At 45.2% G+C, this 16659-nt stretch carries 16 protein-coding genes and 1 tRNA gene; 16 read left to right on the top strand and 1 reads right to left on the bottom strand.

All coding sequences use genetic code 11. The annotated features are described in order from the left end of the window. Window positions 1–74 precede the first annotated feature (74 nt). From ICV36_RS06255 to ICV36_RS06190, 14 genes are all read left to right on the top strand, one after another. Window positions 75–2420: an ABC transporter ATP-binding protein gene (locus ICV36_RS06255; protein WP_215399826.1), complete on the top strand. Its 2346-nt coding sequence runs from the start codon at window positions 75–77 to the stop codon at window positions 2418–2420. Further along, window positions 2417–2896, top strand: a complete 480-nt coding sequence (locus ICV36_RS06250; protein ID WP_215399824.1) for a DUF1854 domain-containing protein — start codon at window positions 2417–2419, stop codon at window positions 2894–2896. Before ICV36_RS06255 ends, ICV36_RS06250 begins: the two co-directional genes overlap by 4 nt. A gap of 16 nt (window positions 2897–2912) precedes the next feature. Beyond that, a tRNA-Thr gene (locus tag ICV36_RS06245) sits at window positions 2913–2988 on the top strand. 296 nt (window positions 2989–3284) lie between these two features. Further along, window positions 3285–4283, top strand: coding sequence for a tripartite tricarboxylate transporter substrate binding protein (locus ICV36_RS06240; RefSeq protein WP_251375132.1), 999 nt, complete (start codon window positions 3285–3287; stop codon window positions 4281–4283). A gap of 82 nt (window positions 4284–4365) precedes the next feature. Further along, the gene (locus tag ICV36_RS06235) at window positions 4366–4893 is read left to right on the top strand and encodes a tripartite tricarboxylate transporter TctB family protein (protein WP_215399821.1); all 528 of its coding nucleotides are present in this window, start codon (window positions 4366–4368) and stop codon (window positions 4891–4893) included. Window positions 4894–4934: 41 nt separating this feature from the next. Further along, window positions 4935–6431 carry a tripartite tricarboxylate transporter permease gene (locus ICV36_RS06230; RefSeq protein WP_215399819.1) on the top strand — a complete coding sequence of 499 codons (1497 nt, stop codon included), beginning with the start codon at window positions 4935–4937 and terminating at the stop codon, window positions 6429–6431. Between the two features lie 96 nt (window positions 6432–6527). Further along, window positions 6528–6899 carry a DUF2946 family protein gene (locus ICV36_RS06225; protein ID WP_215399818.1) on the top strand — a complete coding sequence of 124 codons (372 nt, stop codon included), beginning with the start codon at window positions 6528–6530 and terminating at the stop codon, window positions 6897–6899. An 83-nt stretch (window positions 6900–6982) separates the two neighbouring features. Then, complete coding sequence (locus tag ICV36_RS06220; RefSeq protein WP_215399816.1) at window positions 6983–9172, top strand: TonB-dependent receptor; 2190 nt, start codon at window positions 6983–6985, stop codon at window positions 9170–9172. Window positions 9173–9174: 2 nt separating this feature from the next. Beyond that, entirely contained in the window at window positions 9175–10434 is a 1260-nt protein-coding gene (locus ICV36_RS06215; RefSeq protein ID WP_215399815.1) for a sialidase family protein, read from the top strand. Continuing rightward, the gene (locus ICV36_RS06210; RefSeq protein ID WP_215399813.1) at window positions 10431–10910 is read left to right on the top strand and encodes a TlpA disulfide reductase family protein; all 480 of its coding nucleotides are present in this window, start codon (window positions 10431–10433) and stop codon (window positions 10908–10910) included. The genes ICV36_RS06215 and ICV36_RS06210 overlap by 4 nt, the downstream gene beginning before the upstream one ends. Window positions 10911–10918: 8 nt before the next feature. Beyond that, window positions 10919–11296 carry a DUF2946 family protein gene (locus tag ICV36_RS06205; RefSeq protein ID WP_215399811.1) on the top strand — a complete coding sequence of 126 codons (378 nt, stop codon included), beginning with the start codon at window positions 10919–10921 and terminating at the stop codon, window positions 11294–11296. Between the two features lie 72 nt (window positions 11297–11368). Next, a complete protein-coding gene (locus ICV36_RS06200) occupies window positions 11369–11956 on the top strand; it encodes a hypothetical protein (RefSeq protein ID WP_215399810.1) in 588 nt (195 codons plus the stop codon). Further along, a complete protein-coding gene (locus ICV36_RS06195; RefSeq protein ID WP_215399809.1) occupies window positions 11953–12267 on the top strand; it encodes a hypothetical protein in 315 nt (104 codons plus the stop codon). Before ICV36_RS06200 ends, ICV36_RS06195 begins: the two co-directional genes overlap by 4 nt. A gap of 95 nt (window positions 12268–12362) precedes the next feature. Continuing rightward, a complete protein-coding gene (locus ICV36_RS06190) occupies window positions 12363–12836 on the top strand; it encodes a copper chaperone PCu(A)C (protein WP_215399807.1) in 474 nt (157 codons plus the stop codon). Window positions 12837–12915: 79 nt separating this feature from the next. Here the strand turns inward: ICV36_RS06190 and ilvD are convergent, their stop codons facing one another. Further along, on the bottom strand, window positions 12916–14607 hold the full coding sequence (gene ilvD / locus ICV36_RS06185; RefSeq protein ID WP_215399805.1) for a dihydroxy-acid dehydratase: 1692 nt from the start codon (window positions 14605–14607) through the stop codon (window positions 12916–12918). 230 nt (window positions 14608–14837) lie between these two features. Here ilvD and ICV36_RS06180 point away from each other — a divergent pair, with 230 nt between their 5' ends. Both ICV36_RS06180 and ICV36_RS06175 read left to right on the top strand, forming a co-directional pair. Further along, window positions 14838–15467, top strand: coding sequence for a response regulator transcription factor (locus tag ICV36_RS06180; protein WP_215399803.1), 630 nt, complete (start codon window positions 14838–14840; stop codon window positions 15465–15467). A gap of 78 nt (window positions 15468–15545) precedes the next feature. Beyond that, complete coding sequence (locus tag ICV36_RS06175) at window positions 15546–16604, top strand: helix-turn-helix domain-containing protein (RefSeq protein ID WP_215399801.1); 1059 nt, start codon at window positions 15546–15548, stop codon at window positions 16602–16604. Window positions 16605–16659: the final 55 nt, after the last annotated feature.

Here is a 16659-nt window from a genome sequence, read left to right as displayed (position 1 = left end):
ACGGCTTTTGGCCCCCTAAAGTTGACAGGAGCAATAAATCTAAATAATTCAGCTCCACTATACTTTTAAGGTCAATGAAGCCACAAATCCTACCTTTTGCCCCCGTGCTGCCAAGCGGCTGGGAGGCTGTTTTAGCCAATCACGCATCCCCTGTAAAGAGCCCTGAGGCTTTACTAGCCTGGGTTGAGCTTGATTTGGATGCGGATTTGCGCTTTGAAAAAAGCCTCCTTTTGCTTAGTCATGAAGGACTGGTTTGGACGGATGGCAAGGCATTTGAATCCTGGGAATTGGGTCAGGGTGCCCATTTAGTCCATGGCGATCATGCCGGGGTAGGGCATTTAAGGCTGGAAACAGCCGATAAGTTACTCAAGTCTTGGAACTTCACTTTGGCAGTGAACCCCCAAGTGCTTCGCTTGCAGTCCAGTTTTAGGCAACTTACCCGTGGTGAGGAAATTCGTAATGGCGAGGTTAGTGAGTACGACAAACAGGTCTGTCCGGTTTGCTTGAGCCCTAAACCAGCAAATTCTGAGAATTGTCCAACATGCGATCCAGAAGATGACGCTCCGCCATCTACTTGGACTTTATTTAAGCTTTGGCGTTTTGCGCGTCCTTATAAAAAACAATTGCTGCTTGGTTTTGTGTTGACGCTTTTGTCAACAGGGGCAACATTAATTCCTCCGTATCTCACGATGCCGTTAATGGATCATGTATTGATTCCATATGAACGTGGCAATCCGATTGATTTTCATTTGGCCAGCATGTATCTGTTGGCTTTGTTTGGTGCTGCACTGGTTGCATGGGGTTTGGGTTGGTGGAAGACCTATCTGCTTGCGCTCGTAAGTGAGCGCATTGGTGCGGATTTACGCAACACTACGTTTGAGCATCTACTCAAACTTTCTTTGGAATATTTTGGCGGCAAACGTACAGGTGACTTGATTGCCCGCATTGGCGCAGAGACTGACCGTATCTGCGTTTTCTTGTCTTTGTATGCCCTTGATTTTGCAACTGATGTCTTGATGATTACGATGACGGCTGCGATTCTGGTGTCTATCGATCCGCTACTAGCCTTGGTTACGCTGGCCCCGCTGCCATTTATCGTTTGGATGATTCACGTAGTGCGCGATCGTTTGCGTTTTGGTTTTGAGAAGATTGATCGTATTTGGTCTGAAGTGACCAATATTCTTGCCGACACCATTCCAGGTATTCGTGTTGTTAAAGCATTCGCACAAGAAGATCGTGAACTCAAACGCTTTGTCGATTCCAATAAACACAATTTGCAAATCAATGATCGTGTCAATCGTGTTTGGGGCTTGTTCTCGCCTACAGTAACGCTACTGACAGAAACAGGTTTGCTAGTGGTATGGGGTTTTGGTATTTGGCAAGTAGCGCATCAGAAAGTTACCGTGGGTGTCTTGATTGCTTTCTTGGCATACATCGGACGTTTCTACATCCGCTTAGATTCGATGAGCCGCATTGTTTCGCATACGCAAAAAGCGGCTGCGGGTGCCAAACGTATTTTTGACATCCTCGATCATGTTTCCAGTGTTCCAGAACCTATTAATCCAGCACCATTGGGTGAGGTTAAGGGCCGCATCTCCTTGCGAGGCGTGGGTTTCCGTTACGGCAACCGTGCAGTCTCCAAGGGCATTGATTTAGACATTGCCCCGGGCGAAATGATTGGTTTGGTAGGGCATAGCGGATCTGGTAAGAGCACCTTAGTGAACTTGATTTGCCGTTTTTATGACGTGAGCTCTGGTGCTATCTCGCTGGATGGGCGCGACATTCGCAGTATCGCTATTTCCGACTATCGCAAACGTATTGGCCTGGTATTACAAGAGCCATTCCTATTTTTTGGCACGATTGCTGAAAATATTGCTTACGGTAAGCCTGATGCTACTCGTGAAGAAATTATTGAGGCTGCCCGTGCAGCTCATGCCCATGAATTTATTCTTCGCTTACCTTTAGGTTATGACTCTTTGGTTGGTGAGCGCGGTCAGTCTCTATCCGGTGGTGAGCGTCAGCGCATATCTATTGCGCGTGCATTACTCATTAACCCAAGCATTCTCATTTTGGACGAAGCAACATCCTCGGTTGATACAACAACCGAAAAAGAAATTCAGCGCGCCTTGGATAACTTAGTTAAGGGGCGCACCACGATTGCGATTGCCCACCGCTTATCCACTCTAAGAAAAGCAGATCGCTTAGTCGTTTTGGATAAAGGTGAAATTGTAGAAATTGGCTCGCATGACCAGCTCATGGAGGCCCAAGGCGCTTACTACACCCTTTACCAGGCTCAGCTTCGTCATGCAGCTGAATTGGTTGAGGGCGGTGCTATTGGGGAAAGCCTAGAAGAAGAGCAAAGAGAGCAGCAAGAAGAGCAGCTACAAGAAGTAGCCAAGAAAATAGGGGGTGGGGTATGACGCAAATCAATCAATCCACTCATCAACTCGAGCGCGATGCATTGGGGCGCCTTGTGTTTGTAGATAGCAAAGGCGAGCGTCATGTTGGTGTTCATCCTGTGCGCGCCTTTCCAATCACTGCGCCTGGCGCTGGTATTGGCATCATGAATCAATCTGGCAAAGAGCTTTTCTGGTTCCCAAACATGGCTGCAATCCCTGAAGCAGAATTAGGATTGATTGAAGAAGAGTTGGCTGAGCGTGAGTTCATGCCAGTGATTGAAAAAATTACGAAAGTGTCTACCTTTGCTACCCCAAGCATTTGGGATATTGAAACCGATCGCGGTCCAACTCGAATTCGCCTAAAGGGCGAAGAAGATATTCGTAGAATTGCAGGCAACACATTGCTGATTGCTGACTCGAATGGTTTGCAGTTCTTGATCAAGGACTCAACTCAGCTCGATAAAGTCAGCAAAAAACTATTGGATCGATTCCGCTAGAATTTATAACGGATATGCCGCTTTAGCTCAGTTGGTAGAGCAGTTCATTCGTAATGAAAAGGTCGCCAGTTCGATTCCGGCAAGCGGCACCAACCAATTCCTCTAAATTAAGGGAAAACCCTAGACTGGAATTGCTCAGTAATGAATTTCAAAACGTTCATTATTCGTGCAAAAAATGCAGTTTTTACTTTCATTTGTAAGTACACTAGCAACGGTCTTTGGCTTGATATATCAGGGTTTCTACTAGATTTCAGAGGCCTATGTGTAACGATTTTGAAATTATTGATGGCAGTCAAGTTCTACGAGTCCATCTTGTTTAAAAATCGATCTCACATTAGATAAGCCAAATTTAAATTGGTAAACCATTTTGGAGACATACTTTATGAAGATGAAGTTAAAAGGGGCGTTGTTATCTACCGCTTTGGCCCTCGGTGTAGTTGGCGTTTCACCTGCGTTTGCAGCATGGGAACCAAACAAGCCAGTTGAATTCATTATTCCTGCTGGTCCTGGTGGCGGTGCTGACCAAATGGCGCGCATGATCCAAGGGATCATTACCAAAAATAATTTGATGAAGCAGGCAATTATTCCTGTGAACAAAGGTGCGGGTGCGGGTGCTGAGGGTTTCTTGGCAATGAAAGAGGCTAAGGGCGATCCAAATAAGATTGTGATTACGCTCTCTAATTTGTTTACCACTCCATTGGCAACTGGCGTGCCATTTAACTGGCAAGACATTACCCCGGTAGCCATGTTGGCGCTTGACCAATTTGTTTTATGGGATAACGCTGAAAAACCATACAAGACTGCTAAAGAATATATCGATGCAGCTAAAGCAGCTGGTCCAGGTAAATTCAAAATGGGCGGTACTGGTTCTAAGTCTGAAGACCAGATCATTACTGTAGCGATCGAAAAAGCAACAGGCGCTAAGTTCACTTACATCCCATTCAAAGGGGGCGGCGACGTAGCGGTTCAATTGGTTGGTAATCACGTTGACTCTTCTGTGAACAATCCAATTGAAGCAGTTGCTCAATGGCGTGCTGGTAAGTTGCGTGCTTTGTGTGTATTTGATGACACACGTATGCCATACAAAGAAAAAATAACCGACACTCAATCTTGGTATGACGTACCAACCTGTAAGGAAGCAGGCGTTCCTACTGACTACGTTATGTTGCGCGGGATCTTTATGGCGCCAGGTGTAACTCAAGAGCAAGTTGACTTCTATGTTGATTTATTTAAGAAGGTACGCGCTACTCCTGAGTGGAAGAAATTTATGGCTGACGGTGCATTTAATCAGACATTCATGACTGGTAAAGAGTTTAGAAACTGGCTCACTTTGAACGAAGCTTTGCACAAGCAGTTGATGGGTGAGGCTGGCTTCTTGGCTAAGTAATCAAAGAGAAATTAAATAGGGCCTCCAATTGGGGGTCCTATTTTTTAAGTAAGTGCATCAACAAATTTATTAAAAACAAAAAATGTCTGAACATACAAACAACGCAAAACAAGACTCGGTTATTAGTACTAGAGCAATGGATATTGTTACAGCGATCGTATTTCTTGCGATTGGTTTAACAGTGATGGTGGGAAGTATTAAATTAGGCGCTAGTTGGGGTAGCGATGGTCCGGAGGCTGGCTATTTCCCTTTCTACATTAGCTTGATCATGATGCTCTCGAGTGCTGTAACGCTTTATCAGGCAGCGATTGTTAATAAGAATAAAAAGACCGAATCTTTTGTGGAGAAAGAGCCATTTAATCAAGTTATGGCCGTCTTGTTGCCTGCAGTGGTATTTGTGTTGGGCGTACAGTTAATTGGTATTTATGTTTCCTCAGTCTTCTACATTGCCATCTTCATGGTGTGGCTCGGGAAATATCCTTTGTGGAAAGCAATCACAGTTGCAGTTGGGGTGAGCGTAGCCCTGTACCTCATGTTCGAGTTCTGGTTTCAAGTTCCATTGCCACACGGCTCATGGTTTAACCCGCTCGAGTTCTTGGGTGTGCAATAAAAAACAATAACTATTAAAAAAGATTAAATAAGGAGTTCAAGTTGGAAGAAATTAGCGCTCTATTCAACGGCTTTGCCGTTGCAATGACACCCTTTAACTTGCTGTTAATGTTGGTTGGTGTAACGCTCGGTGTGATTATTGGCGTGTTGCCAGGTTTGGGCGGTGCAAACGGCATTGCGATCCTGTTGCCATTGACGTTCACCATGCCGCCGACATCCGCGATCATTATGCTGTCCTGTATTTACTGGGGCGCATTATTTGGTGGGGCGATTACATCGGTCCTGTTTAACATCCCTGGCGAACCGTGGTCTGTGGCAACAACCTTTGATGGTTATCCAATGGCTCGTAATGGTAAAGCTGGCGAAGCATTGACAGCCGCATTTACATCTTCATTTGTAGGCGCTTTCTTTGCGATCGTAATGATTACCTTCTTGGCTCCATTGGTTGCTAAGTTTGCTTTGCAGTTTGGACCCCCAGAATTTTTCTCCGTCTATTTGCTGACCTTCTGTAGCTTTGTCGGTATGAATAAGGGTTCACCATTCAAAACCATTTCTGCCATGATGTTGGGCTTTGCTCTAGCAACTGTTGGTATGGACACTGTGACAGGTCAATTGCGCTTGACATTCGGTCATCCTGAACTGATGCGAGGTTTTGACTTCTTGATTGCGGTGATTGGTTTGTTTGGTATCGGCGAGATCCTCCTCTCAATGGAAGAGGGGCTAGCCTTCCAAGGTGCTGCTGCAAAGATTCGCGGCAAAGTCGTTTTGGAAACCTGGAAAGAATTGCCTAAGTACTGGGCTACTTCATTACGCAGCTGCTTGATTGGTTGCTGGATGGGTATTACTCCTGGCGGCGCTACACCAGCCTCTTTCATGGCTTACGGCGTTGCTAAACGCGTATCCAAGGATGGCGATAAGTTTGGCACCGGCAAGATGGAAGGTATTGTTGCTCCAGAAACCGCAGCTCACGCAGCTGGTACATCAGCACTTCTGCCAATGTTGTCTTTAGGTATTCCTGGTTCACCAACTGCAGCAGTATTGCTTGGCGGTTTGTTGATCTGGGGTTTACAACCAGGCCCATTGCTCTTCGTTGAGAAACCAGACTTTGTGTGGGGCTTGATCGCTAGTATGTACTTGGGTAACTTGGCAGGCTTGTTTGTGGTATTAACTTGCGTACCACTCTTTGCCTCCATTTTGAGAATTCCGTTCTCCATTATTGCTCCAGTCATCATTGTGATTTGTGCGGTGGGTGCATACACAGTTCACAACGCCACATTTGACGTTTGGTTGATGTTGGGCTTTGGTGTATTGGGTTATGTATTCAAGAAGCTGGATTACCCAATGGCGCCAATGGTCTTGGCTTTGGTGTTGGGTGATCGCGCAGAGGATTCATTCCGTCAGTCCATGCTGATTTCACAAGGCAGTTTGGACGTATTCTTCTCAAACTACTTAGTAGCAGGCATCACTTCAGTAGCTTTGCTCCTCCTCTTCTGGCCATTGATTGGCAAGTTCGTAGGCAAGAAAAAGGCAGCGGCATAAAGAGATATGCTAGAAATAGCGATTTCTAAGTGAAAAGGGGGCGAAAGCCTCCTTTTTGCATTTGAGTCTCAGAAATTCCGATAAAATCCCTCCATCATGAATTTCCATAAAAACCGCCTCATTCACTGGATTGCAACTGCAGCCATTGCGATGAGTGCGCTTGCGCCAGCAGTTTCGCAAGCGGTCTCGCTTGCGAAGCATGGCCAAGGTTTTGCGATGGAGATTTGCTCTACGAGCGGAGCAAAAATTACCTTAGACGTGCAAACAGATGATCAAGAAGTTGCTGATCAAGCAAAACCTTGCCCGTATTGTGTAGCGCAAAACACTATCACACCAGCATTCAATACCAATCTCACTTTCGAAGCGCCAAATACCTTTGCGTTGCTTCCGAAGCTCTTCTATCAATCACCCAAACCTCTTGCTGTTTGGGTAACCCCTCCCTCAGCAGCTCCTCCTACACAAGCCTAATTAAAAATTAGGGCATAGCGTTTAGCTATGTAGTTAGCAACGAATCTTTCAAAGCGTTGCCGTAATAAACAGTGGAGTGGAAAATGTTGTTCAAGCAGAAAAAAATTAGCGCATGCGTGGGTATGCTATTTGGATCGGTATTAATTAATGCGCAGGCGCAAATTGCGCCACCGCCTGATTATGATCAGAAGCTCAAAAGTGTTACGGTAACCGCAACCCGTTCTGGGACGCCGCTAGATGAAATTCCGTTAAACACCACGGTTCTCACAAAAGAGGCATTAGAGGTAGCGCCGGATCAAACTGTTGACCAAATTTTAAAGAATGTGCCTGGCGTCATCCTTAATGATCAGCCTTACTACCAAAAGGATCCAACAGGGCAGAGTATTAACGTTCGCGGTTTGGGAAATGCTAGAACTTTGGTTTTGATTGATGGCGTACCTGCCAATGATGCGTTTTATGGCACGGTACAGTGGAACTTAGTTCCGATGTCCTCGATTGATTCGGTAGAATTTATTCGCGGTGGTGTTTCTAGCTTGTGGGGCAACTATGGCATGGGTGGTGTGATTAACATCAAGACCAAAACTCCAGTCAATAGTCAGCAAGAGGCATCTGCTAGCTATGGTGCATTTGGTACTGGTAATGTTGCAGCATCCAAAGATTTGATTGCTTCTGAGAATCTTCAGTTACGTTTCTCGGCAGATTATTTCAATACCGATGGCTATCAAAATATAGCGACGATATCCCCGGCATCACCAACGAGCATTAAAAATGGCCAGGGAGATGCTGCCTCACATAACTCCAACGTGAGAATGCAGGGCTATTTCAAGGCGACCCAAGATACGAGCGGTTTCTTCCGTGTTGGCTATCACACCATGTCAGATCTCTCATCTGGTTACGCTTTTGCGACCAACATCATGCAAGAAACGGATTTGGCTGGTGGCACTACTACGCGCTTAGATGACAAGTCAAAAGTTGATGTGAATTTCTTCTACGAGAACACAGGCTTTAATAAGCAGAATGGCTCTACGACGACAACTAGATCAAATAATATCCCAGCAAATACGCCTTACATCAATGCCAATTACAAAGATCCCTACAGTACTGTCGGCGCCTCTGCTCAATATACTCAAGAAACGACGGGGTTGATTGATCAGTATGTAGTCGGAGTTGACGCGCGCAATATTGCTGGATCTAATTTAACCAATAACTTAAATAACAATGGCACCTCAGCAGCAGTGAACTATGCTCAGGGTCAGCAAACGTTTTATGGTTTGATGGGGCAGCTCAAATCCAAAGCGGAATCTTTTCCTTTAGAAACTACTTTGGCGGCGCGTGTGGATCAATGGAATAGTCAGACGCCAACCAATTACAATGCAGGCCCAAACGGCGCTAATCCTGCGTATCAAAATATTCCAAATCAAAGCAAGACGCAATTTAGCCCGACTTTAGGCTTGCTGTATAAGATGAATAAGGATTGGGATATTCGTTCTGCTGCCTATCAGGCTTTTCATGCCCCAGGTATGAACAACACGCTGCGCTCTTACGGGTCATCGAGTGGCTACAGTTTTGCTAACCCAAACCTCACTCCTGAAACGATGACGGGTTATGAGGTTGGTACAGACTATCGCTGGAAGGGCGGATTTGCACAGTTAACGGCGTTTAATAACTATATTCAAAATGCAGTCGCGACTTATAGCCTCTCTAGTAGAAGTTCTAGCGATGTAGCTTTGGCAAAAAGTCTCTGCGGTGCTACCGGCAACCCTTTAGCTGGCACTGGAAATGTTGGTATTTGTAATTCCACCAACATTAGCTACTACACTAATAACCAGAATCTTTTGAGTCAAGGTATCGAGTTTCAGTTTCACCATGACATTAACTCCAAGTGGGCTACCGATGCTAACTATGCTTTTACTAGCACTAAGCTAACGATGAGCGCAACAAGTGACCCAATTAATAAGCAAGTGGGCGGTGTTCCGCAAAATATTCTTGGTGGTGGCTTAACTTACTATCCAGTACCACAAGCCAGTTTGACCGCTACAGTACGCTATGTAGGCAGTTCATGGTTAAACACTTCCAATACCTTGCCTGTGGCTTCCTATGCGGTAGTGGGACTTCGTGCAAACTATGAGATGACTAAGAACACTACGATATATGCTTCTGCAGTGAATTTGTTTAATCGCCAATATATTACCTTTGGAACTGGCTCCAGTAATACTAGCTATGTCATCGGTATGCCGCAGGCAATTTCTGTGGGTGCACGTATCATCTTCTAATAATGAAACAAACTATTTTCTTCTGGAGTCAACAACTTTGGCTTGGCGCACTTCTAATGAGTGTGCTTGGTAGCGTTGGTTCGGCTCAGGCGCAAATTGACCACTCCTCACACATGGCTGGAGCCACTTCAACTAAAGTGAGCGGTGTTTGTCAGGGTGGGGGGTTGGAGTGCGCAAACGCTGCAACCCCATTTTTTCTTCAAAATGGATCATTGCTCCTAGCATGGACGGCGAATGGAGTTGTCTCTGTTGCGCAATCTGAGGATTTGGCAAAAACATTCTCTCCTGCTGTCAAGATTGCCGAACACGGTAAATCGCTTGATGCAGGCAGTGATGCCAGACCACAAATTGTTGCCGATAAGGAAAATAACGTCTTTTTGGCGTATAGCTTTTTCAAGGACTCTAATTGGAATGCGCAAATTAATACCGCCCGATCCACGGATGGCGGCATTACTTTTACAGCGCCGACATCCTTGGTTAATGATGGCTCTAGCCAACGCTTTCCATCGGTGCTCATAAAGCCGAACGGCAATTTATTTATCTCATGGATTGATAAACGTCTAGTTGCTGCAGCAAAGCAGGGTGGTGAGAAACGCTTGGGCGGTGCTATTGCCTACTCTTTGTCTGAAGATGGTGGTAAGACATTTCAGGTAGAACGTTTTGCGAATGAGAGTAGTTGCGAGTGCTGCCGCATTGGCGTTGCCTTAGACCCAAAAAATCAGCCAGTTATTATCTATCGCGCCATCTTTCCAGGGGGTATAAGAGACCAAGCCTCCCAAGTGATCTCCAACAAAGGTGCTGAGCCTATTCGTAAGGTTGCGGATGATGAATGGAAGACTGACGCTTGTCCGCACCATGGACCATCTATTGCAGTATCTGGGTCTGGAAAGTTTCATGTTGCTTGGTATACCCAAGGTAACAAACGCTCCGGTGTGTTCTATGCCAACTCGAGCAACCAAGGGGTAACTTATACAAAGCCAAGTCGCATTGGATCGGAGGGAGCAAATGTTGCTAGGCCTTATTTATTTGCCTTGGGACAACAAGTTTGGCTTGTATGGAAAGAATTTGACGGGATGAAGTCATCAATATATCTAAAGGAGTCTTCGGATGATGGCCATTCTTGGGGTTCACCTAAAATGTTGTCAAGTACAGCAGGATATAGTGATCACCCTCTTTTGGTGAATGCAGGTAATGAAGTATTTTTATCTTGGCTAACGCGCGATGATGGATATCAATTAATAAATCTAGGGCGCAAGCAATGAAACAATTTTGGTCGACACTATTTATAAGCTTAGTCCTATCTATTTCTGGATTGGCGTTAGCAGATACGATCTCCCTCAAGCCATATCAATTCGGGGAATGGAAGGCTATTACTAAGGCTGCTAATGGTGCGCCACTGGCAGTCCATTTTTGGGGGGTTACCTGCCCAGCGTGCGTCAAAGAGATGCCCCAGTGGGGCCAGTTTCTTAAAAATAATCCAACTGCAAAAGTAGTCTTTATTCAGGTCGACGATGTTTCACAGGATGCCATAAAAAAAATGCTGAATAAAGCAGGTTTAGATAGGGCAAATAATTACTATGTAGTTGCGCCATTTGATGAGCGCTTACGTTATGAGATTGATCCACAGTGGCATGGTGAAACACCTACAACCATTATGATTGATAAAACAGGCAAGACTACTCGTAAAACAGGCTTGATTGACTTTCGTCAACTTCAAAAATCTTTAGGGAATACATAAGCTTTACTATGCGACATTTAGCAGTACGCAAACTCATACACTGGATAGCTGCTTTAGCTATCTTGTTGAGTGCGCTTGCGCCTGCTGTTTCACAGGCTTTATCTTTGGCTAGTAATGGCCAAGGTTTTGTAGTTGAGATTTGTACCACTAATGGCACAAAGATGACTCAGGTCATCGGAGACGATGAGCCTTCTTCATCTGCTGCCATGGGTAGTCATTGCCCATACTGTGTTGTGCAGCCAATCTATTTATTACCAAGCATTAGCGCTTTTGTTTTTGCGGATCCGCTTAGCTATACGGCGCAAGCGCAATTAGCATATCAAACCCCGCAGATACCATCTGCCTGGGTCAAGCTTCCTTCTAGGGCACCACCTACCAAATCCTAAATCACTGTGTTGACACGGCATTGCTGTGTCGTTTGGCAAAAATAATTGCCGTTGATTTATGAGGAGGTATTAATGTACGCCATTATTGAGCGTCCCGATAACGGGGCAACAGCGAAGCAGATTATTTCTATAGTTTCTCAGGAAGTATCGTTGCCAGCGGAGCAGATAGAGGGTCATTATTGTGACAATCGGTTTCCGTCTCGCAAGCCAATTGATCGCTACTCTTGTGTTGAGTTAATTCGGTATATCTGGATCAATCAATCATCGAGAAGGGCATTCGTGGTTAAGCTCCCTAAAGATTTGCCTTCGGATAATGCTTTTATTCAGAGCTTTGATGAACACTATTTAGGATATGTTCCTCAAAAACTGGGTAGAGCGCATTTGAAGGATTTGGCCGTTCTGCATAAGAAAATCAATGATATTGAAAAGTACAAACGTCAATTGGGAACCGGCATTTTTGCCTTGATGGGTACAGCAGGAATGAGTGCCTTCTCTAAAAGAGAGCTTGGTAGCCTATTGTCAGAGCAGGCTAAATCTCTTAGACCTGTTTATGCGATGATAGAGGAGCGTCTGGAGGCTTTAAAGAGTGAGCTGGCTAGCAAGAAGGGCATTTTCCAGCGTGGCAGCTCCAATAATTATTACGATAGGTTGGCAGCATGAAAAGTTGGTTAAGAAAATTGCCTGGATATCAAACCTATGAGCCGGGTTTTGAGCGCAAGGTCTTACGTGAGCTTCCCCAAATTATCGTATTTGGTAGTTTGGGATTAGCTCTACCCAGTTTGTTGTCAAGGTTATTGCTTTCTACTAAAGCGCAAAGAATGATTGATATTTTGGTCATTAGCACGGAGATATTTTTTGTTTGTATGGTGCTCACCTTGGCCATAGCTGCTTTTATCGTGATGCTCTCTAAGGGTCCCGCCTATGTAGCAGATGCATATCCCCTCATAGATTCAGATAAACCAGCGAAGTAATGGCATTTCTAGGATGGGATTACAGTAATGCAATAGGTGCTTGCTTGATGAACAATTTAACGACATGAGAATGAATTTAACTAGGAGGAGTGAGAATGAAAAGTAATACTTTATTGAAGGCATTGTTAATCTCGGCAATTGGCTTGGGATTGAGTGGTTTGGCAAATGCACAAAACGCTAAAGTTGGTAGCGTCCAAATTGAAAATGCCTATACCCGTGCTACCGTTCCTGGGCAGCAAGCTGCCGGCGGATTTATGAAGATTGAAAATAAAGGTGCTGCTGATCAACTGGTATCAGCAAGCTCGCCGGTTGCTGGTGAAGTGCAGTTACATGAAATGGCAATGGAAGGCAACGTCATGAAGATGCGTCAGGTAAAAGATATTGCCGTGCCTGCTGGTGGCGCTGTGGAGCTCAAGCCAGGTGGCTTGCACCTTATGTTTATGAACATTAAGGCGCCATTAACTGCCGGTGAAACTGTTCCAGTAAAGCTTAAGTTTGCTAAGGCAGGTGAAGTGGAAGTGAAAATGCCTGTAAATGCGATGGGTAACCCAGGAGCAATGAAGCACTAAGATGTTACTGCAGCAATAATGCTGTTGTAATAAAAAAGCCCCTAGGTAAATCTAGGGGCTTTTGTTTTTCTAGAACATCTTAATCATTCAGGTTTAAGTCTGTAACTGCACCTTTACTCGCGGTGCTTGCCAATTTGGCGTACTTCGCAAGTAGTCCACGGGTATAGCGTGGTTTAGGTTGTTTCCAAGCCGCACGACGCTTAGCGATTTCTGCTTCATCCACGTTGAGTTGAATGAGTAATTTATGGGCATCGATCGTTACTGAGTCACCTTCATGGATGAGGGCAATCGTGCCGCCGACATAAGCTTCTGGAGCTACGTGACCCACTACCATGCCCCATGTGCCGCCAGAGAAGCGACCATCGGTAATAAGGCCTACGGATTCGCCTAAACCTTGGCCTACGAGAGCTGAGGTTGGGGCGAGCATCTCGCGCATGCCAGGACCACCTTTAGGGCCTTCATAGCGAATGACTACTACGTCGCCATCCTTGATTTTCTGCGCCATGATGGCTGCCATAGCGTCATCTTCAGAATCAAAGACGCGTGCTGGACCGGTAATGGATGGGTTTTTTAAGCCGGTAATCTTCGCAACGCAACCCTCTGGTGAGATATTGCCTTTCAGAATGGCCAAGTGACCTTGCTTGTACAAAGGATTGTCTAAAGTGCGAATCACTTTTTGATCAGCGCGTGGCACCGATGGCACATCCTTTAATGTTTCAGCAATCGTCTTGCCAGTGATGGTCATGCAATCGCCGTGGAGCAATCCACCATCTAGCAAAATCTTCATTACTTGTGGAATACCGCCAGCCTGATGTAAATCAGTTGCGAGGTAAGTGCCAGATGGTTTCATATCAACGATCACTGGAACGCGTTTGCGAATACGTTCAAAGTCATCAATGGTCCAATCAATTTCTGCTGCACTTGTAATGGCCAAGAAATGCAGCACTGCATTGGTAGAGCCACCAACAGCCATGATGACGCTCACAGCGTTTTCAATAGACTTCTTGGTAATGATGTCGCGTGGACGCAAGTTCTTTTTAATTGCCTCAACCAATACAACAGCAGAATCATGCGCGCTCGCTACTTTTTCTGCATCTTCGTTTGCCATGGTTGAGGAGTAGGGGAGGCTCATACCTAGGGCCTCGAAGGCGGAGCTCATGGTGTTGGCGGTGTACATACCACCGCAAGAGCCGCTACCTGGACAGGCGTGTTGTTCTACACCTTTTAAATCTTCTTCGCTAAGTCTGCCGGAGGTAAATTCTCCGACCGCCTCAAATGCAGAAACAATATTGAGGTCTTTACCTTTGAAGTGCCCTGGTTTAATAGTGCCGCCGTATACATAGATGCCTGGCACATTAGTGCGCGCTAAAGCCATCATGCCGCCTGGCATATTTTTATCGCAACCACCAATCACTACTACACCGTCTTGCCACAAGCCATTCACACAAGTTTCAATACTGTCGGCAATAACTTCGCGTGACACGAGGGAGTATTTCATACCCTCAGTACCCATGCCAATACCATCGGATACAGTTGGCGTGCCAAAGAGTTGTGCTTTTGCACCAGCGCCTTCAAGTGCAGAAACTGCAGCATCCGCTAATTTTTGCAAACCACTATTGCATGGAGTGATAGTAGAGTGACCATTCGCAACGCCAACCATTGGTTTTACGAAATCCTTTTCTTCGTAACCCATTGCGTAATACATTGAACGATTAGGTGCGCGTGCGACCCCTTCGGTGACCATGCGCGAGCGTTCATTAAGGCGTTTCATGCTTATTTACTCCAGAAAAGGTTTGTGTCGAAAGGCTCTATTGTGCCGTGAGATAGGTTTGAGGGGTCCTTGGCTCCATCGGGCATTGGTTAGACATAAAAATGCTGCAACGCAATACAAAATTCTAAGGAAATCAGGATTTTAGGCTTCAATATTAGCTTGATGGCTAATAGCTTAGTCAAAAGCCCTGCAGTACATTAGCTCATCCATTACTTTTTCCTTTGAATTCAATGACTAAAGTCGGCCATATTTACCTAATAGATGATGATGAATCCATGCGCATTTCTCTTTCGAGAATGCTGCGGGAGCTCGGTTATCTGGTTGAAGACTATGCCTCTGCAGCTGCTTTTTTAGAAAAGTCTGTCCCCGTATCCCCAGCAGTCATTTTGCTGGATATGCAAATGCCAGACATGACTGGCTTAGACCTTCAGGAAAGACTTCTTAAGTGCGGTCGTAAGACTCCCATCATCTTTGTTAGCGGTCAAAGCCATCCTCACCAAATCGTGCAGGGCCTGAAGAAAGGAGCTCTAGACTTCTTATTTAAGCCATTTAATCTTGAAGAGCTCTTAAAGGCAGTTGCTGATGCCATTGATTTTGATAGTCGCCAACTCAAACGTGTTTCTTTGGATGTTGAGGCCAAAAAGGATTACGAAAGTCTGACCCCAAGAGAGCGTGAAGTATGTGGATGGCTTGTTAAAGGCCTTTTAAACAAGGATATTGCGGTAAAGCTAGGGACAACCGATGCCACGATTAAGGTTCATAAGGCCAGAGTAATGGACAAGATGCATGCGGATTCATTACAGGTTCTAGTAAAAAAGTACCTTGAATCTGACCTTGAAAACCACCCTTTGAATAATTAGCTTGGCGGCTAATTACCCTTGAACCATTTTGGTATTACTATCATTCTTATTAATTAATTACGAGACAGATGCTAAGTAGTGAATAAACCAGACAAACTTCCAGAGATTCGTAAAGAGGCATTTACTAAGGCTAGAGAAAGTCTTGGTTTAAGCACGAAAGATTTGTCTGGGATGTCTTGTTTCTCAGTGCGCCAAATAGAGCAAATTGAGAGTGGCGAAAGTAGTAGCTTTTATGGTGCTCAAGTTAAATTTACAGCTGCCAAAAAAATTGCTGATCTCCTGAAGCTCACTCCCGAAGAAGCATTTGACTTTTCTGGAGTAGCGCAAGCTGTTAAACCAGTTGAAGTGGAAGACAAATTGCAGGGGGAGACAAAAGGCTCTGCATTAGAGAAAAAAGCAAAGCCTGGTAAAGCAAAAGATTCAAAAGAAGTGCCAGAAGAAAAAGTAGAAGAAAAAGAAACGGCCTCAGAAGTGAAAGTTGCAGAGTCCAAGCCAAATCTAAGCAGTGCCAAAAAATTATCTGAAAGTATTCTTGATTACAGCGTGAAGTCAAAAGCACCTGTGAGTCCAAAAAAGAAAATCATCTTGCTGTTAGCGATTGCTGCAGCAGTAATCTTTTCCATGGTGAACTTACGTCCGCTATTTTTCCCTGAGCCAGTCAAAGAAGAAGTGGTCACTATTCAAGAGGTTGTGCCAGAAACTCCGCCAGCAAGCGCACCTGCTGAGCCTACGAACACACCTCCCGCTGTTGCACCTGCGCCTGCTACCCAGCCTGTAGCTGCGGCTGTTTCAGCTGAGTGCCCGCCCGCAGATGGCTCCGTGCTGAACTACAAACCAGATGCACCCAAAAAGGCAGGCGATAACGTCTATCTACAATCTAAAACTGCACAAACTGTTTGTGTTGTAGATGCCACCGGTAAAACACAAAATAAGATGCTTGAACCTGGAGTGGGGGTGAGTGTTTATGGCAAGCCACCATTCAAGGTTTTAACTGGTGGATTAAATCAAGTGGATTTATTTTTCCAGGGCGCAAAAGTACGCACTGGCAATACAACAAGCAAGACTATTATTTTGGAGCCCGCTGAGATCGTTCAGCCTGTTGCACCTTTAAATCCCACAGACTCTCAGCTGCGTTGATTCGATAAAAATAGTTGAAATAAAAACAGCGGCTTTTAAGCCGCTGTTTTAATTA

This window comes from Polynucleobacter sp. MWH-UH35A (assembly GCF_018687075.1).
In the GTDB taxonomy this organism is placed as follows: Bacteria; Pseudomonadota; Gammaproteobacteria; order Burkholderiales; family Burkholderiaceae; genus Polynucleobacter.
Note: the sequence above shows the minus strand (reverse complement) of the source record. Positions and strands in the feature narration are given on the sequence as shown.